Source organism: Aestuariivirga sp. (assembly GCF_047600585.1).
In the GTDB taxonomy this organism is placed as follows: Bacteria; Pseudomonadota; Alphaproteobacteria; order Rhizobiales; family Aestuariivirgaceae; genus Aestuariivirga.
Map to the genome: position 1 here is coordinate 2,259,236 of NZ_JASGKP010000001.1, position 19,473 is coordinate 2,278,708.

Below are 19,473 nucleotides of genomic sequence, written 5' to 3' on the forward strand. Positions count from 1 at the left end.
ATCAGGCGCGCGGCAGAAGCTGCGCCCCCGCAAAGGCCCGCCGCAGCCAGGGCACATCTGGCGCTTCCCAGTTCGGCTCCTTGCCACAGACGAGATCGAAGAAGGCAATGGCCGCGGCCGGATTCTCCGCCACGTTTTCCTTGAATGACGCCCAGAAGGCCGGGTCATCGGCCGCCCGCTCCGTGTCGGGCTCGTCCTCGCCGATCTCGCGCAACACGGCCGCCGCAACCGACAGGCAGAAACTGGTATAGGCATAGCCCTCCGGCCAACGGGCCAGCGCATGCTGGGCATGGGACTGGACCACCGCGGGCACCGTATCGGTGCGGGGAATGGTCTTGAGGGGCCCCGCCGCGATCAGCTCCTTCAGCATCAGGCCGGCGGAATAGATGGTGAAATCCCGGCGGTCGACGGTGGCCAGGTGCTTCTGGGCATCGAAGCGCTGGCGCCAGTTGGCGAAGGCCACGGCGAGGGCGGCATGGTCCACTTCGGGGGCCAGCCGGGTGTCCCGGAACAGCAATTCCAGGTTGCGTTCGAAGGACTTCAGGATGGTCCGGAAGCGCCGCGCCTCATGGCTGAGGTCGGTAGCCTCGGAAAGTTCAGGTTTCAAAGGGGTAAGCATGGCTTCATCCTGCGCGCCTATGTTGGCTTGACGAAGACCATCCCGCAAGGTTGAATTTGCCAAGGAGTGACAATCTGATGAGTACCGCCGCACCGCCAGCCACCCTCACCGACCATGCCGTCTGCATGGCCGCGGGCCTGCGCGACGGCCTGCGCACCGCGCAATATTATGTCCGGGACATGTCCCAGGCGGATGCCGGCCATCCCACTGTTCTGTCACGGCTTGTGGGCCGCCTCGCCCGCCTGGCGGACAGCCTGCTGTCGACCACCGCCGACCTCTCGATCCGGCTCCTTCTCCCCAAGTGGCGCAACCTCCCGTCGCCCTTCGCGCCCCGCATGGTGGACGAAGTGACGCGCGCCATCCGCGAGAATCAGTTGGCGATGACGTCGCTCTTCACCGCCTATTTCTTCCGCTCCTCGCGTCACATCCTGGAGCGTTGCGCCGCGCCGCCCTTCCTCGTGCTGGAACACCGGGTGGATGCCGCCCGCCGGGCCCTCGCCGCCGCCAACGTGCAGTCCGCCGACGAGATGACGGCCCTCGCCCATATCCTGATGGCCCTCGCCGATGCCCGGGCCATCGCCCGCATCGGACCCGCAAAGCCGGGCTTCGCTCACCTCAACAGCACCGATCCCAACCTCTCGGTGATGGCGACGGCCTGTCTCGCCCTCCTCCTCGCCGAAGAGGGCAAGCCCATCGAGACCCTCGACGAGGACGAATTTTTCGCCATCTCCGCCGCCCTTCTGGCGCCGCGCCTGCCCGCCATGGAGCGCGCCGTGAAAGCCCGTGACATTGCAGCGCTGGCGAAGGAACTGGCCGCCGTCCGCGACCTCTACTGATGCCCCAGTTGGTACCCCAGTTCGTCGCGATCGGCGAATGCATGGTGGAACTGTCGGAGGCCGAAGGCGGGCTCCTGCGCCGCGGCTTTGCCGGCGACACCTTCAACACTGCCTACTATGCGCGCAAGCTTCTGCCTGCGGCGTGGACCGTGTCCTACCTGAGTGCACTGGGCGATGATGCGCTGTCTACGCAGATGCTGGCCTTCATGACGGAGAGCGGCATCGATGCTTCGCCCGTGCGGCGCATCGCAGGCAAGTCGCCCGGCCTCTACATGATCTCGCTGCTGAACGGCGAGCGCAGCTTCACCTACTGGCGTGACACCTCGGCGGCGCGGCAACTCGCCGACGATCCCGCCCATCTCGCGCAGCATCTCGCAAAAGCCGATGTGATCCATTTCTCCGGCATCACGCTCGGCATTCTCACGCCCGCGGCGACGGCGACACTGTTGGACGCCCTGCGCAACGCGACAGCCCGCGGCGCGCGCGTCTCCTTCGACACCAACTATCGCCCGCGCCTGTGGCAGGGCCGCAGCGACACGGCAGACATCTATCTCCGCGCTGCCGGAGTGGCCGACATCGTGCTTCCGGGGCTTGATGACGAGATCTCCGTCTTCGGACCTTCAACGGAAGCGGACGTCGCCGGGCGTTACAGGGCGCAGGGCGCTTCGGTTGTCGTCGTCAAGGATGGTGCGAAGGGCGCCACCGTCTTCGATGCTGCGGGCGCGCATCACGTTCCGGCCGTCACGCCGCGCGTCCTCGCCGATACCACGGCGGCGGGCGACAGTTTTGCCGCCGCCTTCCTCACCCGCATCGCAGGTGGAGAAACAGCTCGCGCGGCAGCGTCATTTGCCGCCCGCGTCGCAGCGGAAGTCGTCTCGCAAAAGGGTGCGCTCGTTCCGCTTCCTGCGGAACTCAAAGCCTAGAACCGGTTCACCCGGAACGGCTCCATGCTCATGTTGGGCGTCTTGTTGGCGAGGATCTCGGAAACAAGACGCCCGGTCGTCGGGCCCCAAGTGAGCCCCATATGGCCGTGACCAAACCCATAAACCACATTGCTCATGGTCTTGGAACGCCCGATGACAGGCAGCGAGTCCGGCGTGCCCGGGCGGCGGCCCATCCAGCGCGTGGCGCGTTCATTCGGCGGTTGCAGGCCGGGCAGCACCTTCTTGAAAACATGATACAAGGCATCGGCGCGGGCATAGTTCGGCTCGGCCTCGAGGCCCGCAAATTCATCAGTGCCGGCAAGGCGGAGGCCCATCTCCATGGGCGTCGCAGCACCCGGCGTGCGGGCATAGGTGAGCGAGCGCGAGATGCTCACCCCCGGATCGGGCAGCACGATGTGATAGCCGCGCTCGGCTTCAAGCAGCACATGCTCGCCAAGCTGCCGCGCCAGTAGATGTGAATAGGCACCGGCACAGATCACCAGATTGTCGACCGCATGACGCCCGCCGCTTGCCAGCGTGAGGGCGGTCACCTTGCCGTCCTGATGCACGATGCCGCGCACATCGTCGGAGATGATCTTGCCGCCGTTCGCGACAACCGTCTTCGCGATGGCCTTCACCACCCCTTCCGGATTGAGCACGAAATACCAGCCGCCGTGAGAAGCGCCGCGGATGACGTTCTTGCCCACCGCAGGCTCCATCTCGCGCACCTGGTCACCGGTATAGATTTCGCACGGGAAGCCCAGCCGCTGTTTGGTGACACGCTCGGCAGCCTCGGCCTTGAACTGGGACTCCTCATCGAAGAGGCGCAGCGTCTCGCGGTAGACCAGCAGGTCCTTGCGGCCGGCGTCGCCCAGCAGGGTTTCGAAATCGGCCACCACCCGCATGCCCAGCGCGGCGCGGGCCTGAACGATCTCCTCGACACGGGCGGGTGTCGTATTGCGCGCCGCCGCCAGGAACCAGGGCAGTGCCTTGGGCAGGTAGCTCCAGCGAATGGTGAGCGGCCCCAGGGGATCCATCAGCCAGCCCGGCAGCTTGCGGAAGATGCGGGGGTGAACCGTGGGCATGATCTCGGCAAAGGCAACGCCGCCGGCATTGCCGAAGGAGCAGCCCTCGCCCGGCCCCACCCGGTCGATCACCGTCACCTGGTGCCCCTGCTTCTGCAGGAAGGCCGCCGTGGACGTGCCGACGATGCCCGCCCCGATGATGGTGGTGTTGGGCGTCATGGCAAGCTCCTGAAATGAAACGGCGGGAAAGCCGGAGAATAGCTGCTGCCCCACCTGTCCGCAAAGGCCAGATATCAAGATTGGCGCGGCTCATGACCCCCATGCGCTTTTCAAGGGGGCATAAACCCCTTCCGAAACATCCGCTTTTCCTCCCGCCCCGTTCTGCTTAAGACGGAAAGGCAGAACCACATGAACGCAATCCACCATCCCAAGGGCCGCAAGGGCCATGTCACCTCCGGGGAGTTCACCCGGGCCATGGGCGCTGCGGCAACGGGCGTCACGGTCGTCACGACCGAAGGCGTGGCCGGGCGCTACGGCCTTACGGTCAGCGCCATCGCCTCGGTTTCGGCCGAGCCACCGCTGCTGCTCGTCTGCGTCAACCGCCGCAACCCTTGTGTTGCCGCCATGACCCAGAACGGCCGCTTTGCGGTCAACATCCTCTCCGAAACACAGGAAGACGTGGCGCGCATCTTCTCGGGAAAGCCGGTGAGCGGCGAGGCCTATGACTTCACCCGCCATGGCTGGGAACTGGGCGAACACGGCATGCCCCTCCTCACCGACGCCGCCGCCCATTTCGAGTGCGAGGTCGACACCATCCACGATGCCGGCACGCACCGCATCTTCATCGGCCGCGTGATCGCGGCACTGCGCGGCGAGACGCCGCCGCTTCTCTATTCGAACCGCAGCTATGGGCGCCTCTCGCCCCTGGATGAGGGTCCGGAATAACACCCACCAGAAGAAAGACCGACCATGCCTGTCCATACCCGCATCCGCCCCTTCAACACCAAGGACACCTATCCGGAGCAGAAGCTCGACAACGATCTCTGCCAGGCGGTGGTGGCGCGGGGCCGCACCGTGTTCGTGCGCGGACAGATTTCGCAGGACCTCGACACGCGCGAGTCCCTGCATGTGGGCGATGCCACGCTGCAGACGCGCAAGGCGATGGAAAACATCAAGATGCTGATGGAGGAAGCGGGCGGCAACATGGAACACATCTGCCGCGTCGTGGTCTATCTCATCGACATCCGTTACCGCCAGGACGTCTATCGCGAGATGGGCCGCTGGCTGAAGGGCGTCTTCCCCGTCTCGACCGGGCTTGTGGTCTCGGCCCTTGCCCGTCCCGAATGGCTGGTGGAGATCGAAGCCACCGCCGTCATCCCGGATTGAGGCGATGACCTTCTCCATTGCAGGGCGTTGCGCCAAGAGCGGAGCCTTCGGTGTGGCGATCACCACGTCGTCGATTGCGGTGGGCGCACGTTGCCCTCATGCCCGCGCCGGCGTGGGCGCCGTCGCCACCCAGAACGTCACCGATCCGAACCTTGGCCCCCTCCTCCTCGACAAGATGGCGGAGGGTCTCGATGCCAAGGCGGCCATCGCCGCGGTGGTGAAGGACCGTGCCCACATCGACTACCGCCAGCTTCTCGCCGTCGACCGCCACGGCAACAGCGCCTGCTTCTCGGGAACGCGGATCCTCGGCACCCACGGCGTTTCGGAAGCACGTGACTGCGTGGCGGCCGGCAACTTGCTCAAGTCCGCGACGCTGCCCGCGGTCATGACCGAAAGCTTCGCCCGCAATGCCGACCAGCATCTGGCGGAGCGCCTGCTTCGCGCCCTCGAGGCCGGACTCGAATCCGGCGGCGAGGAAGGACCTGTGCATTCTGCCGCACTGATCGTACATCACACCGAGGCGTTTCCCCTCGTTTCGCTCCGCGTCGATTGGGATGACGGCAACCCCATCGCCACGCTCCGCCGCCTGTGGGAAGACTACAAGCCGCAGATGGGTGCGTATCTCCAGCGCGCCATCGATCCCACCAAGGCCCCGAGCTACGGCGTGCCGGGCGATCCCTGATGGCGCGGCTGCTGCTGAAGAATGCGCTCGTGCTCCTCACCATGGACGAGGCGCGGCGCGAGCTGGCGGGCGGCTCCGTTCTCATCGATGGCAATCGCATCGCCTCCATCCATGGCACAGGCGAGACGCTTCCTGACGCCGACGAGGTGATCGACTGCACCGGCCATGTGGTGATGCCGGGTTTGGTCAACACGCACCATCACATGTACCAGTCGCTCACCCGCGCGGTGCCTGCGGCGCAGGATGCCGATCTCTTCAACTGGCTGAAGGCGCTCTATCCCATCTGGGCCCGACTCACGCCCGAGATGATCCGCGTCTCAACGCAAACAGCCATGGCCGAGCTGATGCTCTCCGGTTGCACCACCTCGAGCGACCACCTCTACATCTATCCGAACGGCTGCCGGCTCGATGACTCGATCGGGGCCGCACACGAAATCGGCATGCGCTTCCATGCGGCGCGCGGCGCAATGAGCGTCGGCGAAAGCAAGGGCGGCCTTCCGCCCGACCGCGTGGTGGAAGAGGAAGGCGCCATCCTCAAGGACATGCAGCGCCTCGTCGAAGCCTATCACGATCCGTCCGAGTGCAGCATGTGCCGGGTGGTGCTTGCCCCCTGCTCGCCCTTCTCCGTCTCGACCGACCTGATGCGCGAAAGTGCCGTGATGGCGCGGTCACTCGGCGTCTCGCTCCACACCCACCTCGCCGAGAACGACGATGACGTGGCCTACAGCCTGGAGAAATTCGGCTGCACGCCGGCGCAATATGCCGAAGGCCTCGGCTGGACCGGCCCCGACGCATGGCATGCCCACTGCGTGAAGCTTGATGACGACGGCATCTCCCGCTTCGCCCGCACCGGCACGGGCGTGGCCCACTGCCCCTGCTCCAACATGCGGCTCGCCTCCGGCATCGCGCCCATCGGCAAGATGCGCCGGGCCGGCGTCAATGTCGGCCTCGGTGTGGATGGTTCCGCCTCGAACGATGGCGCCCACATGCTGGGCGAGGCGCGTCAGGCGCTGCTGCTTCAGCGCGTGGGCTTCGGGCCAGCGGCACTCACCGCCCGGCAGGCGCTCGAACTCGCGACACGGGGTGGCGCAAAAGTTCTCAACCGCGCCGACATCGGCCATCTCGCCCCCGGCATGGCGGCGGATATCGTCGCCTTCGACACGCGTGGCCTCGATCATGCGGGCGCTCTCCACGATCCGGTCGCAGCGCTGCTTTTTGCAGCACCGGTGCGTGTCTCCACCAGCATCATCAACGGCAAGGTGGTGATCCGCGGCGGAGACCTGCAAACGGCGAATGTGGTCAAGCTTGTGGAGCGGCACAACGCCCTCGCCCGCGTGCTGGTGAACGGCTAGTCTCGCCTGCAATCAGCGCGGCGCCCGCCGCCGCCAGCGGAGTTTGCCGATGCGTACCGATACCCCCGTCACCATCCACCTCAAGGACTATCAGCCCCCGGCGCAGGCCATCCGCCATGTGCGGCTGAAGGTGGACCTGCATCCAACCGCCACGCACATCACCTCCGACATCGATGTCGAACCCAAATCGCAGGCGCCCATGGTGCTGCACGGCGAAGGCCTGCGGCTTCACGCCATCGCCATCGACGGCAAGCCGCTTCCGCCCAAAGCATGGACGCATGAAGGCGGCCTTCTCACCATCAACCGGGTGCCCGATGTGCCTTTCCGTCTGCACATCGTGCAGTCGTGCAACCCGCAGGCCAACACCGCACTCTCCGGCCTCTATCTCTCCAACGGCATCTACTGCACCCAGATGGAGGCGGAAGGCTTCCGCCGCTTCGCCTTCTTCCACGACCGTCCCGACGTGATGGCAACCTATGACGTGCGGATCGAAGCGCCGCTGTCGCTCCCCGTGTTGCTCTCCAACGGCAACCCCGTGCGGAACGGCATCATGGAAGGCGAAGGACGCCACTATGCCGAATGGCACGATCCCCATCCCAAGCCGTCCTATCTCTTCGCGCTCGTGGCGGGCGATCTCGCCAGCGTGCACGACAGCTTCACCACCATGTCGGGCCGCAAGGTCTGTCTCGGCATCTATGTCGAGAAAGGCAAGGAAGACCGCTGCGCCTGGGCGATGGAATCCCTCAAGACCTCCATGCGCTGGGACGAGACCGCCTTCGGCCGCGAATACGACCTCGATGTCTTCAACATCGTCGCCGTCTCCGACTTCAACATGGGGGCGATGGAGAACAAGGGCCTCAACGTCTTCAACGACAAGTACATCCTCGCCCGCCCCGACACGGCCACCGACGCCGACCACATCAACATCGAACGCATCATCGCGCATGAATACTTCCACAACTGGACCGGCAACCGCATCACCTGCCGTGACTGGTTCCAGCTCTGCCTGAAGGAAGGCCTCACCGTCTTCCGCGACCAGGAATTCACCTCCGACGTGCGCTCGCGTCCCGTGAAGCGCATCGAGGATGTGCGCACGCTCCGCCTCCGCCAGTTCCCCGAGGACCAGGGCCCGCTCGCCCATCCGGTCAGGCCCGCGAGCTACATCGAGATCAACAACTTCTACACCCCCACCGTTTACGAAAAGGGCGCCGAGCTCTGCCGCATGATGCAGACGCTGATCGGCCGCGAGGCTTTCCGCAAGGCCATGGACCTCTACTTCCAGCGCCACGACGGCGAGGCCGCGACGGTGGAAGATTTTGTGCGCTGCATGGCGGACGCATCGGGCCGCGACCTCACGCAGTTCTTCCGCTGGTACGAACAGGCGGGAACGCCCGTGGTCGAAGTGAAGACCCATCACGACGACGCGAAGAAGACCTTCGATGTCGAGGTGACGCAGGCGCAAGCTGCAACCCCTGGCCAATCCGATAAGCTGCCGCTTCATCTGCCGCTGGGCCTTGGCCTCGTCGGCAAGGATGGGCGTGACCTGCCGCTGCATCTCGAAGGCAAGGGCGCCCTCAACACGCCCCTCATCGAACTCACCGAGGCGCGACAGGTGTTCCGCTTCACCGGCGTGGCGGAGCGCCCTGTCCTCTCGATCAATCGCGGCTTCTCGGCCCCGGTGGTGCTCAAGAGCGATGCCACGGAACAGGACCGGCTCTTCCTCATGGGTCACGACAGCGACGGCTTCAATCGCTGGGAGTCGGCGCAGGGTCTGGCACGTGCACTTTTCATTTCAGCTTACGAAGCGCTCGCCAAAGGTGCCGCCCTGCCCTCGGTAAGCGCCTTTGCCGCGGCCCTCGGCAAGACCTTGGACGACGACAGCGCCGATCCCGCCTTCAAGTCGCTCATGCTGGAATTCCCCACCGAGGCGGAGATCGCCGCCCTCATCGGCAAGGAGGTCAATGCCGATCACGTGCGCGAGGCCCGCCGCCGCATCCGTGCGGCCATCGCCAAGGAGTTGCTGCCGCCGCTCGAAACCGCCTTCGCCGCAACGGCGAGTGCCGCGGCTTATACGCCCGATCCCGCCAGCACTGGACGCCGGGCGCTGCGCTATGCCGCCCTCTCGCTGATCGCGGCGGCGTCGCCCGCCCGTGGCCTCACGCTCGCCACGGCTGAACTTGCCCACCCCGACAACATGACCGCCGAGATGGGCGCCCTCTCCGCCGTCCTTGCCGATGTCGAAGCCGCCCCACTCCTCCAGCGCTTCCTCGAACGCCATGGCGAAGATCCGCTGCTCGTCGACAAGTGGCTGCTGCTCTCGGCGCAGGCGCCACTGCCCGGTGCCGCAGAGCGGGTTGATGCGCTCACCCGCCATCCGCTCTTCACCTGGACGACGCCGAACCGCGTCTATGCCCTGATCGGCGGCTTCAGCGCCAATCTTGCCGCCTTCCATGCCGCTGACGGCGCGGGCTACCGTCTGGTTGCCGATGCCATCATCCGGCTCAATGGCATCAATCCCCAGGTTGCGGCCCGCATGGCCACCGGCTTCCGCAGCTGGCGTCAGTTCGATGCGCCGCGCCGCAGTGCAGCAGAACAGGAGATGCGCCGCATCCTCGCTACCGAAAGCCTCAGCCGCGACGTCTTCGAGATCATAACAAGAACATTGGCGGCCTGAATCGTGACAGGACGCAAAACGTCCTGCCGCAGCGCAGCACATCGCTTGGCAAATCAGAGTCACGCGCGTTAATCCGGTGACGTGGGTCGCGCTGGCCTGATTCGATTTGGTTTTTCGGGGGTTCGGGATTCTTCCCGGTCAGCGCGCGTGATGGTGCGGACTGACATTTTGCAACGGGCTCTGATCAAGGAATGGTTTACGCGTGACCGGAGTCTCCGGCTGCGTCTGCCTGTGCCCGGTTTTCCGGCAATCCTCATTTCTGAACGCGCGCTGCGCTGGCTGATCCTGATCCTCACCTCGCTCTTCCTCGTGGCGCTGGCGGGCGCGCTGCTGATGAAGCTCACGGAGTATCGCCGCAATCACATGTCGGACCAGAGCGCCATCACGCTGCTCCATGCCGATGCGGCGGCACAGGGCCTGCGGCTGCGCGCCATGCAGGGGCCGGTCACCGTGGTCGATGGCGATCTCCTCGCCCAGAGCCTGCCGCAGGGCGCCCTCAATGAAGGCCGCTCCTTCCTGCTGGTCGACAGCGCCGGACTCGTCCTCGCCTCGGAGCCGGATGAATTCGCCAATGTCGGCAAGCCCCTCACCGACGTGATGGCCGCCGACATCTTCACCACCGTGCCCATGAACGGCAAGTCGCTGGTGACCGTGAGGACTGTCGATGGCCGCGTGCTGCACGTGGCCTCCCGCGATCTCGGGCGCCTCGGCGGCAGCCTCATCGTGGCCCAGACCGACGCCGGCTTCCTCGGCCAGTGGAACGCCAGCGCCAACCAGTTGGCCATGCTCTTCGGCGTGACACTGCTCATCCTCACCATGCTGGCCGGCTCCTTCCACTGGCAATCGGCCCGCGCCGCCGAAGCCGACGACCTTCTCGCCCTTGCCACTGTCCGCCTCGACAAGGCGCTGGATGGCGGCGGCTGCGGCCTGTGGGACTGGGACATCGCCTCGGGCCGGGTCTTCTGGTCGGCCTCCATGTTCTCGATCCTCGGCCTCGAGGGCCGTGGCGACATGCTCTCCTATCGCGAAGTGGCCGAGCTGATGCACCCGCACGATGCCCCCCTCGACCAGCTCGTGGACGATCTGCTCAAGCGCAACAGCCTGGACTTCGACCATGAATTCCGCATGCGCCATGCCAACGGCCACTGGGTCTGGCTACGCGCCCGCGCCGACCTTGCCCCCGGCCATCTCTCGCACGACGTGGATGCGCCGCACCTCGTCGGCATCGTCTTCGACATCAGCCGCCAGAAGGAACTGGACAAGCTGAACCAGGATGCCGAAGTGCGCCTGAAGGATGCGATCGAGAACATCTCGGAAGCCTTCGTGCTCTGGGATACCGAGAGCCGCCTCGTGCTCTGCAACAGCAAGTACCAGCAGTTCCACTCCCTGCCCGCCTCGGTCTGCCTGCCCGGCACGCATTACAACGTGGTGGCGCAGTCCTCGCGCGAGCCGGTGGTGAAGCAGTATGTGCCCGGCCAGATCATCGACAAGTCGGGCGCCCGCTCCGTCGAGGTGCAGTTGGCCGATGGCCGCTGGCTGCAGATCAACGAGCGCCGCACCAAGGACGGCGGTTTCGTCTCGGTGGGTACCGACATCACCGCGCTGAAGCGGCAGGAGGAAAACCTGCTCGCCTCCGAGAAGACGCTGATGGAGACGGTGCGCGACCTGCAGAAGGAACGCCAGATCGCCGAGGAGCAATCGCAGCGCCTCGCCGAACTGGCCGACAAGTATGCCTCCGAAAAGGCCCGCGCCGAGGCGGCGAACCGCTCCAAGTCGGAATTCCTCGCCAACATGAGCCACGAGCTCCGCACCCCGTTGAACGCCATCATCGGCTTCAGCGAGGTGATGACCAACGAGTTCTTCGGCCCCATCGGCACGCCCAAATACATCGAATACGCCAACGACATCCGCCGCAGCGGCCAGTTCCTCCTCGATGTCATCAACGACATTCTCGACATGTCGAAGATCGAGGCCGGCCGTCTCGATCTCGAGATCGAGGACGTGCATTTCAACACCCTGCTGGAAGAGGTCATGCGCCTCGTCGGCCCGCGTGCCGCCGAAGGCAAGCTCAACATCGTGCAGCAGATCGAGGATGCGAAGCCCTTCCGTGCCGACCGCCGCGCCCTCAAGCAGGTGATGATCAACCTGCTCTCCAATGCCGTGAAGTTCACGCCCGAGGGCGGCACCGTCACCATCAAGGGCCGCAGCACGGAGGCGGGCTTCGTGCTCTCCATCGCCGACACAGGGATCGGCATTCCCCAGCGTGACATCCAGAAGCTGGGCCGCCCCTTCGAGCAGGTGGAAAACCAGTTCACCAAAAGCCGTGGCGGCTCGGGCCTCGGCCTGGCGATCTCGCGCTCACTCGTCGAACTGCATCACGGCACGCTGGAAATCGCCAGTGCCGTCGGCAAGGGCACGACGGTAACGGTCACCCTTCCCAACATCTGATTCCGCGGGGTCAGTCGCCACCGCGCCGCTTGGCACGGGACGCACGGTCACGGATCGATTGCGCCAGAAGCTTGCGCTCGTCGGCGGTCAGCTTGCTCACCATTTCCAAGGCAATGGCGCCGCCGCCCGCCGCAAGGCTGCCGGACCCCGTGGTGAAGGCATCGATGGCAGCCTTGATGTCCGCATCCGTGGCGTCAGGCTTTTCCAGCGCATCGGCCAGTTGCAGCGAGGCGCTTTGAGACGAGGCGCGCAGACGGCGCAGGTCATGCAGCCGGTCGTGGACGATCTGCATCAGCTCCATGCGGCGCTCGCGCGGCAACTGGCGCAGGAAATCCCGCGGGATCAACTGCACATAGCTCGGGCCAAACATGCGGTCCGGGCGGCCTTCATAGCGGAAGCCGAGGGCAAGCCCGATCACCAGGAAGTTGGCCATCAGCGAGAGGATGAGCAGCAGGGTCCACCAGCGCGAGCGAAGCTGCGGCAGGAGGCTGCGCTTTTCGCTGCCGGTGCCCGGCGCGACTGTTGGAGTGGATGGCGCTTCGCTCATGAGCGGCTCTCCTCCGTGTAGCTTTCCATGTCCTCGATCCCCGTAAGTGTCGTGTCGGAGGTGTTGCCCGCAATCAGGTCGTACGCCGACGTTGTCAGATAGCCGTCAAAGGTGCCGCCCGCTCCGAGATAGATGCCGAGGGCAAGCGAGGCCGCCAGCGGCAGGCCCGCCAGCCATCCCAGGCGTCCCGAGGATGGCGCCTGCTGTGCGGCGCGGCGGGCGCGGGCCTCAGTCAGCGACACGACATTGGAGGACGGCCGCTTCGCTTCCTCTTCGGCGAGGCGCTGCAGCAGCCGGCCGCGCGCCGCATCGGGCAGCGGCGGGGCGCTGGCATGGGCCAGAAGTTGGTCGAGTTCGCGGTCGCTCATCAGGTTGCGGTCGTCTGTCATCTCAGGTCCTTTCTGTGGCGAGGGTCGCCAGCAGCAAAGTCTTGTCGGCGGCAAGCCGCTGCTTCAGGCTGCGGCGGGCCCGGGCCAGAAGCGATTCAAGGGCGTCGACGCTCACCTCCATGATGGCGGCGGCGGCGATATTGGTCATCTGCTCGAAATGCACCAGCGTCAGGGCAAGGCGCTGGCGCTCGGGCAATCCGGCCACGGCGGCATCGATGGTGGCGACGGCGCGGCTGCGGTCGAGGGTTTCCTCTGCCGTGCTGCGCTCATCCGCGATTTCGAAACCGTCGTCGATCTCCTGCATGGGCTTCGTCCTGAACCGGTCCATCACCAGGTTGCTCGCCACGCGGATCAGCCAGCCGCGCAAGGCGCCCGCCTCGCGCACCTGGGCCGGTTCGCGCCACAGGCGGAGGAATGCCTCCTGCGCCACGTCCTCGGCGTCGGCATGGCCGTTCATCATCCGCCACACCACCCGGTGCACCACCGGAAAGTGGCGGTCGACGAGGGCCGCAAACGCCGCCTGGTCGCGCGTTGCCGCGCGGGCCAGCAGGTCTGCATCAGGAACCTGATCCAGACCTGCCGAAGCCGTGGCCGGGGTACGTCCGTTCAGCAAGCGCCGCCTGTCAGTTGCCGTTGCCCGTCGCGGATGACCCTTGCGCCAGATAGGCCTTGCGCCAGAGCCCGCGATTGAAACTTTGCGCTTCTGCCATGGTGAGGCCTCCATCCTTGTCGTTGTCGGCTCCATTGAACATGGCGGCCGTGAACTTGTCGAGTTCCGCCGGCGTCACCACACCGTTGCGGTCGGTGTCCAGCATGGCCATCAGCCGCTGAAGGCGCTTCTGTAGCTGCTTCTGGTAGGTGGCCTCCACCTCCTGGGAGGTCACCTGCCCGTCGCCGTTCAGGTCGAAGCGGCTGAAGGCGCGGGCGGCGACCGGGTTGAATTCGTTCAGCTCCACCTTGCCGTCCTTGTTGGCGTCAACCCGCTGAAAGGCCTTTTCGCTGCGGGGCAGATAGGGTTCGGCGGCGTTCGCGGGAAGCGTAGAAATGACTGTAAGCCCGGCAAGCAAAATGATGAAATGTCTCACGATTTTTCTCCTGTAGTGGACGTTGTCTTCACTCTGGAACCGGGGTTTCCAGGCTTGAGACGGGGCAAGGCCGCCCTTTCCGTCGCACCTCCAGCAGAGATTTTCGTGACGCCTCAGGGAACGGGCTTGCCCACGATCAGGTCGAACAGCACCGCAACAGCCGCTTCCCGCTCCTTGAGCAGGTCTTCGGTAATGCGCACGTCGGGCACCTGGGCGGCGGCGGCAATGGCCCGGTTGAGACCGGGCAGCGCCTTGTCGGGCTCGAATTCGAAATCGAGGCAGAGCCGCAGCACCTGCGTCAGGCGGTGATAGAGCCGGGCCGTGTCCAGAAGCCGGCCGGCGTCCTTGCCGTCCAGCACCCCAGCCCCGTGCAGCGCCTCGAAGGCGGCGAAGGTGTTGCTGCGGAGAATGTCCGGGTGGGCATGGGCATGCAGAAGCTGCAGGAACTGCGCCATGAATTCCAGGTCCACGAGCCCGCCCCGGATGCGCTTGATGTCCCACGGGCTCGAAGGCTTGTGCTCGCGCAGCATCAGGCTCCGCATCTCCACCACGTCCTTGCGCAGGGTCGCCTCGTCCCGCGCCACCGAGAGGAACTGGCAGATCGCCTGCTGCAGCTCGGCCACCAGAGATGCATCCCCTGCAACGACACGGGCGCGGGTCAGCGCCAGCTTCTCCCAGGTCCAAGCACTCTCGGCATGATAGGTCTTGAAGCTGGCGAAGCTCGCCGCCACCGGCCCCTTGCTGCCGGAGGGCCGGAGCCGCATGTCCACTTCATAGAGCGGACCTTCCGCCGTGGGCACGGTCAGCGCCGAGATGAAGCGCTGCGTCAGGCGCTGGTAGAAATGCGGCGAGGTGAGCGGGCGCGCGCCCGACGACGACACCACCGCGTCCGGATGATCGTAGATCAGGATCAGGTCGAGGTCTGACGCCGCCGTCATCTCGCGTCCACCCAGCTTGCCCATGGCGATCACCGCCACCCGGCCGCCCTCGACGTGACCATGACGGGCTTCCATGTCGCGCAGCGCTGCCGCCAGCAGCTTGCCGATCAGAACATCCGCAATGTTGGCGAAGCTCTGTCCCGCCTCCTCCGCTGAAACCGTGTCGGAGAGCACGCGCACGCCGACGCGGAACTGCTGTTCGCGCCCCAGCACGCGGGCTCGGTCCATCGCCTCTTCGAGCGGAAGGTCGGTTGTAAGAAGCTGGTCCGCTGCGGCTTCGATCTGGGCGCGGCCCGGCAAAGGTCCGAAGAAGCCGGGCTCAAGCACCGCTTCCAGCACGCGCGGGCGGCGGCTCAAACCTTCGGCTAGGCGGGGCGCCGTGCCGAGAATGCGCGTGATGAGATCGAGCAGGCCCGGGTTCGCCTTCAGCATGGCGAAGAGCTGCACGCCCGCGCCAAGCCCCGAAAGGAAGCGGTCGAACTCGGTGAAGGCGCGGTCGGCGTCACCATCGCGGGCGAGCGCCTTCAGCAGCGCAGGCATCAGCTCCGTCAGGTCTTCGCGGGCCCGTCGCGTGCGGGTCGCCGCATAGCGGCCGAAGTGCCAGCCACGGATGATGGCCGAGACCTCCGACGGCTGGCGGAAGCCCATGCGGGTCAGCGTGTCGATCGTCTCCGGGTCATCCTCGCCGCCGGTGAAGACCAGGCTTCCCGACTCCGCCGCCAGCGCATCCGATTGTTCGAACAGGCGCGAGGAATGGCGCTGCACCGTTTCAAGGGCATGGCGCAGGCGCTGGGCAAAGGCACCGCTGTGGCCGAAGCCGCAGAAATGCGCGTAGTTCTCCAGCGCCTCGGGCTTCTGTGGCACATGGTGCGTCTGCTGGTCATCGATCATCTGGGCGCGATGTTCCAGCGTGCGCAGGAGAACGTAACACTCCTTGAGATCGGCAGCGGTGTCCTTGCTGATCCATTCCAACTCCGCCAGTTGGTCGAGCATGGCGAGCGTGCCGCGCCCGCGCAGTTTCGGATTGCGCCCGCCGGCGATGAGCTGCTGGGTCTGCACGAAGAACTCGATCTCGCGGATGCCGCCCCGCCCGAGCTTGAGATTGTGCCCTTCGACCGCGATGGCGCCATGGCCCTTCACCGCGTGGATCTGGCGGATCAGCGACTGCACGTCGGCAATCGACGCGAAGTCGAGATACTTGCGCCAAACGTAAGGCCTCAGCCGCTGCAGGAACTCCTCGCCGAGAGCAATGTCGCCCGCCACAGCGCGGGCCTTGATGTAAGCGGCGCGCTCCCAGTTCTGCCCGAGGTTCTCGTAGTAGTGCGCCGCCGCCTCGATGGCGATGGCCACCTGCGTGGCGCGCGGATCAGGACGCAGGCGAAGGTCGGTGCGGAACACATAGCCGTGTTCGTCCACGTCCTGCAGCAGCGCCACCATCTTGCGGGTCAGGCGGATGGCAAGCGTCGCCGCATCCTGTCCCTCCGCCAAAGGAAGTGTCTCGGGGTCGAAGAGCACGATCAGGTCGATGTCGCTCGAATAGTTGAGTTCATGGGCCCCGTGCTTCCCCATGGCGAGGACCACATAGCCACAGTCGCGCTGCGGGTCCGTCACATCCTTGAGCTGCATCCTGTCGCTGCGATGGTTTTCCAGGAGCAGTGCTGACACGGCAGCACCAACAGCCGCATCGGCAAAGCGCGTGAGGGCGCCCGTCACCTCCATCAGCGACCACGCGCGGCCCACATCGGCGAGCGCCACCAGCACGGCGATCTTCGCTTTCACCTGGCGCAGCACCGTTCCCGTCGCCGCCACATCCTCGAGGAAGGCGGATTTTTCCGTTTGCACGCAGAGTCTTGCCAGCAAATCCTCGGGAGAAGATTCAAGGCACTCCGCCACGAACTCTGGATCGTGGCGCATCAGGCCGCAGAGAAAGGGCGAGGCCGAGATGATGGCGTCGAGCAAGGCCCGCGCCCGCGCCAGGCGCTTCGCCGTGGCAGGGGGAATGGCGTCGAAGAAATGCTGGATGGCCGCGGTGTCGCGGCCCAGTGGCCAATGGCCGTGGATGCGGTCCTGCAGGGGGCGGGTCATGCCTTGGGTGTAGCGCAAGCCGGGCTGGAGTCGAGGTGCCACTTTGGCCGCAGTCTGACAGCCTGGCGGGCACTCGCCTTCAGCCGTCACACCCATGCTTCGAGGCCGCTTCGCGGCACCTCAGCATGAGGATTGGGGTTATCCCTCACCCTGAGGAGCGAGGCGCAGCCGAGCCTCGACGGGTGCGCGTCCGGAATGACGAGTGGGGCGTCCCTTCACGCCGCCTTCTGTTCGGCGAGCAGCGGCAGTTCCAGCGTGGCGAGGAGGCCGGGTTCGGCATCCCCGAGAGTAAGCGAGCCGCCATGCAGCTTCATGACCGAGGAGACAAGACTGAGCCCGAGACCGTTGCCCGGCTTGTTGCGGCTCTCGTCCAGCCGCACGAAACGGTCGAGCACGCGGGTGCGGTCGGCAACCGCGATACCATGGCCCTGGTCGGCGACGGTGATCACCGCCTTGCCGTCCACGGCGCGCGCCGTCACCGTCACGGTGGTGGCCTCGCCCTCCTCCTTGCCGCCGTACTTCAGGGCGTTGTCGAGAAGGTTGCTGAGCGCCTGCGCCAGAAGCTGGCGGTCTGCCTTCACCGGAATGTTCGCGTCCACGTTGAGGGTCAGCGTGCCGCCCTCGTCCTCGACGATGGGCTCGTAGAGTTCGGCCACCTCGTGCACGATCTCCGCGGCATCGGTTTCTGCAAATCCCTCGCGCGAGTGCCCCGCTTCCGCGCGGGCAATGGAGAGCAGCGCGTTGAAGGTGCTGAGCAGCCGGTCGCTGTCCTCAAGAGTCTTTTCCAGTGCCTGCTTGTGGGTGGCGTCGTTCTCGCTGCGGAGCGCCAACTCGATCCGCGCCCGCATGCGGGTGAGCGGTGTGCGGAGATCGTGCGCGACATTGCCCGAGACTTCCTTCATGCCCGCCATCAGGCGCTCGATCTGGCTCAGCATGTCGTTCAGGGATTTGGCGAGGCGGTCCAGTTCGTCGTCGGAGCCGGAAACCGGCATGCGCTGCGTCAGGTCGCCGGCCATGATGGTGCGGCTCGTGTCGGTAATGGCATCGACACGGCGCAGGAAGTTGCGGCTCAGCACCCAGCCCCCGCCCAGACCCAGCACCAGCGCGAGGCCCAGCGCCCAGGTCACCGCCTGACGAATGGTGTCGCCAAAGAGGCGCTGCTCTTCCACGTCGCGGCCGACGAGCAGCCGGTAACCACCCGGCAGCGGCGCGTGATAGGCGCGGCCCGTATGCTTCTGCTGCTTCGGCGCCTTGCCCACCACGATCGGGAAATCGACCCAGCCCGGTTCGCCCACGGCCGTGGGCGGCATCTTGTCGATGTTGCCGATCACCTGCTCGTTGTCGTCGTCGGCGAGAAGGTAGATCGAGCCCGCGCCCTCATCGATGCGGCGCTTGATGACGTCGGCCACGCCCGCGAGGTTGAGCAGCCGGTACTGGTCGGAGAGGCCCTGCACTTCGGCGCGGATGGTCTCGTCGGTCTGGCGCTCGAGAATGCCCACCGTGTTCCAGTACACGTAGGCGAGCACGGCACAGACGGAAAAGGCAAAGAAGATGAGATAGATCGCGGCGAGGCGGAACGTCGAAGTGCGGAAGATCTTCGAGTTAAACGTCACGTATCATGTACCCGGCTCCGCGCACGGTCTGGAGCAAGGGTTCTTCGAAGCCCTTGTCGATCTTGCTGCGCAGGCGCGAGACGTGCACGTCGATCACGTTGGTTTGCGGATCGAAGTGGTAGTCCCAGACATTTTCGAGAAGCATGGTGCGGGTGACGATGTGCCCGGCATGGCGCACCAGATATTCAAGGAGCTTGAATTCGCGCGGCTGGAGCAGGATGGGCTTGCCGCCGCGCGTCACGGTGCGGGAGAGCAGGTCCATCTCGAGGTCGCAAGCGCGGAGCTTGGTTTCCGCCGGCAGTTCGGTGCCGCGGCGCTTCATGCCTTCAACGCGGGCCAGAAGCTCGGCGAAGGCATAGGGCTTGGCGAGATAGTCGTCGCCGCCGGCGCGCAGCCCGCGGACGCGTTCATCGACATCCGAAAGCGCGCTCAGGATGAGGACCGGCGTGGTCAGGCCCTCGCCGCGCAATGTCTTGATGATGGTGAGGCCATCGAGCTTGGGCAGCATGCGGTCGACGATCATGACGTCGTGCACACCTTCGCGTGCAAGGGTGAGGCCCTCCTCACCGTCAGTGGCGAGATCGGCGACATGGCCCGATTCCTCCAGGCCTTTCACAAGCCAGGAGCCGGCCTCTCGGTCGTCCTCGATCACCAAAACCCGCATCGTCTTTCCCCGGGCAGGCTTGCCCGCTTGAGTCGTTGACTCGCCAGACGCTACTTGCATGAGCTTCACTCGCTTGAAAAGGGGGGAGGAAAGAAGGGCGGCGCGGAGACAGTTCAGGGGAACGTCGGGGGAACACTGTCTCCGCGCCTTAAGAGCGCTATCGCTGAGCGGGGAAGCGTGAGGCGCTCTTTAGTGGTTTAGAAGTGG

Annotated in this window: 17 protein-coding genes; 8 read left to right on the forward strand and 9 right to left on the reverse strand. The window is 65.7% G+C overall.

Going from position 1 to position 19,473, the window contains the following annotated elements; translation table 11 throughout:
* Position 1 precedes the first annotated feature (1 nt).
* A complete protein-coding gene (locus QM801_RS11195) occupies positions 2 to 619 on the reverse strand; it encodes a hypothetical protein (protein ID WP_415019287.1) in 618 nt (205 codons plus the stop codon).
* A gap of 77 nt (positions 620 to 696) precedes the next feature.
* Between QM801_RS11195 and QM801_RS11200 the strand changes: the two genes are divergently transcribed.
* Both QM801_RS11200 and QM801_RS11205 read left to right on the forward strand, forming a co-directional pair.
* The gene (locus QM801_RS11200; RefSeq protein ID WP_415019288.1) at positions 697 to 1,455 is read left to right on the forward strand and encodes a hypothetical protein; all 759 of its coding nucleotides are present in this window, start codon (positions 697 to 699) and stop codon (positions 1,453 to 1,455) included.
* On the forward strand, positions 1,455 to 2,378 hold the full coding sequence (locus QM801_RS11205) for a sugar kinase (protein ID WP_415019289.1): 924 nt from the start codon (positions 1,455 to 1,457) through the stop codon (positions 2,376 to 2,378). The genes QM801_RS11200 and QM801_RS11205 overlap by 1 nt, the downstream gene beginning before the upstream one ends.
* Here the strand turns inward: QM801_RS11205 and QM801_RS11210 are convergent.
* A complete protein-coding gene (locus QM801_RS11210) occupies positions 2,375 to 3,622 on the reverse strand; it encodes an NAD(P)/FAD-dependent oxidoreductase (RefSeq protein ID WP_415019290.1) in 1,248 nt (415 codons plus the stop codon). The two genes, QM801_RS11205 and QM801_RS11210, sit on opposite strands and share 4 nt — an antisense overlap.
* A gap of 189 nt (positions 3,623 to 3,811) precedes the next feature.
* Here QM801_RS11210 and QM801_RS11215 point away from each other — a divergent pair, with 189 nt between their 5' ends.
* The 6 genes from QM801_RS11215 to QM801_RS11240 all read left to right on the forward strand — a co-directional run bounded on the left by QM801_RS11215 (position 3,812) and on the right by QM801_RS11240 (position 11,945).
* Complete coding sequence (locus tag QM801_RS11215) at positions 3,812 to 4,348, forward strand: flavin reductase family protein (protein ID WP_415019291.1); 537 nt, start codon at positions 3,812 to 3,814, stop codon at positions 4,346 to 4,348.
* Positions 4,349 to 4,372: 24 nt separating this feature from the next.
* Complete coding sequence (locus tag QM801_RS11220; protein ID WP_415019292.1) at positions 4,373 to 4,789, forward strand: RidA family protein; 417 nt, start codon at positions 4,373 to 4,375, stop codon at positions 4,787 to 4,789.
* Between the two features lie 4 nt (positions 4,790 to 4,793).
* Complete coding sequence (locus tag QM801_RS11225; protein WP_415019293.1) at positions 4,794 to 5,471, forward strand: DUF1028 domain-containing protein; 678 nt, start codon at positions 4,794 to 4,796, stop codon at positions 5,469 to 5,471.
* Positions 5,471 to 6,823 carry an 8-oxoguanine deaminase gene (locus QM801_RS11230; RefSeq protein ID WP_415019294.1) on the forward strand — a complete coding sequence of 451 codons (1,353 nt, stop codon included), beginning with the start codon at positions 5,471 to 5,473 and terminating at the stop codon, positions 6,821 to 6,823. The genes QM801_RS11225 and QM801_RS11230 overlap by 1 nt, the downstream gene beginning before the upstream one ends.
* Before the next feature lie 49 nt (positions 6,824 to 6,872).
* Positions 6,873 to 9,497, forward strand: a complete 2,625-nt coding sequence (gene pepN / locus QM801_RS11235) for an aminopeptidase N (RefSeq protein WP_415019295.1) — start codon at positions 6,873 to 6,875, stop codon at positions 9,495 to 9,497.
* A 231-nt stretch (positions 9,498 to 9,728) separates the two neighbouring features.
* Complete coding sequence (locus QM801_RS11240; protein WP_415019296.1) at positions 9,729 to 11,945, forward strand: PAS domain-containing sensor histidine kinase; 2,217 nt, start codon at positions 9,729 to 9,731, stop codon at positions 11,943 to 11,945.
* A 10-nt stretch (positions 11,946 to 11,955) separates the two neighbouring features.
* Here QM801_RS11240 and QM801_RS11245 read toward each other — a convergent pair whose 3' ends face one another.
* The 7 genes from QM801_RS11245 to QM801_RS11275 form a co-directional block, all read right to left on the reverse strand.
* Complete coding sequence (locus tag QM801_RS11245) at positions 11,956 to 12,492, reverse strand: periplasmic heavy metal sensor (RefSeq protein ID WP_415019297.1); 537 nt, start codon at positions 12,490 to 12,492, stop codon at positions 11,956 to 11,958.
* On the reverse strand, positions 12,489 to 12,881 hold the full coding sequence (locus tag QM801_RS11250) for a hypothetical protein (RefSeq protein WP_415019298.1): 393 nt from the start codon (positions 12,879 to 12,881) through the stop codon (positions 12,489 to 12,491). Before QM801_RS11250 ends, QM801_RS11245 begins: the two co-directional genes overlap by 4 nt.
* Before the next feature lies 1 nt (position 12,882).
* Entirely contained in the window at positions 12,883 to 13,494 is a 612-nt protein-coding gene (locus QM801_RS11255; RefSeq protein WP_415019299.1) for a sigma-70 family RNA polymerase sigma factor, read from the reverse strand.
* 10 nt (positions 13,495 to 13,504) lie between these two features.
* Complete coding sequence (locus QM801_RS11260) at positions 13,505 to 13,966, reverse strand: EF-hand domain-containing protein (RefSeq protein WP_415019300.1); 462 nt, start codon at positions 13,964 to 13,966, stop codon at positions 13,505 to 13,507.
* 113 nt (positions 13,967 to 14,079) lie between these two features.
* Positions 14,080 to 16,989, reverse strand: coding sequence for a bifunctional [glutamine synthetase] adenylyltransferase/[glutamine synthetase]-adenylyl-L-tyrosine phosphorylase (locus QM801_RS11265; RefSeq protein ID WP_415019301.1), 2,910 nt, complete (start codon positions 16,987 to 16,989; stop codon positions 14,080 to 14,082).
* A gap of 215 nt (positions 16,990 to 17,204) precedes the next feature.
* Positions 17,205 to 18,602: a sensor histidine kinase gene (locus tag QM801_RS11270; protein ID WP_415019302.1), complete on the reverse strand. Its 1,398-nt coding sequence runs from the start codon at positions 18,600 to 18,602 to the stop codon at positions 17,205 to 17,207.
* A complete protein-coding gene (locus QM801_RS11275) occupies positions 18,592 to 19,266 on the reverse strand; it encodes a winged helix-turn-helix domain-containing protein (RefSeq protein WP_415019303.1) in 675 nt (224 codons plus the stop codon). Before QM801_RS11275 ends, QM801_RS11270 begins: the two co-directional genes overlap by 11 nt.
* Positions 19,267 to 19,473: the final 207 nt, after the last annotated feature.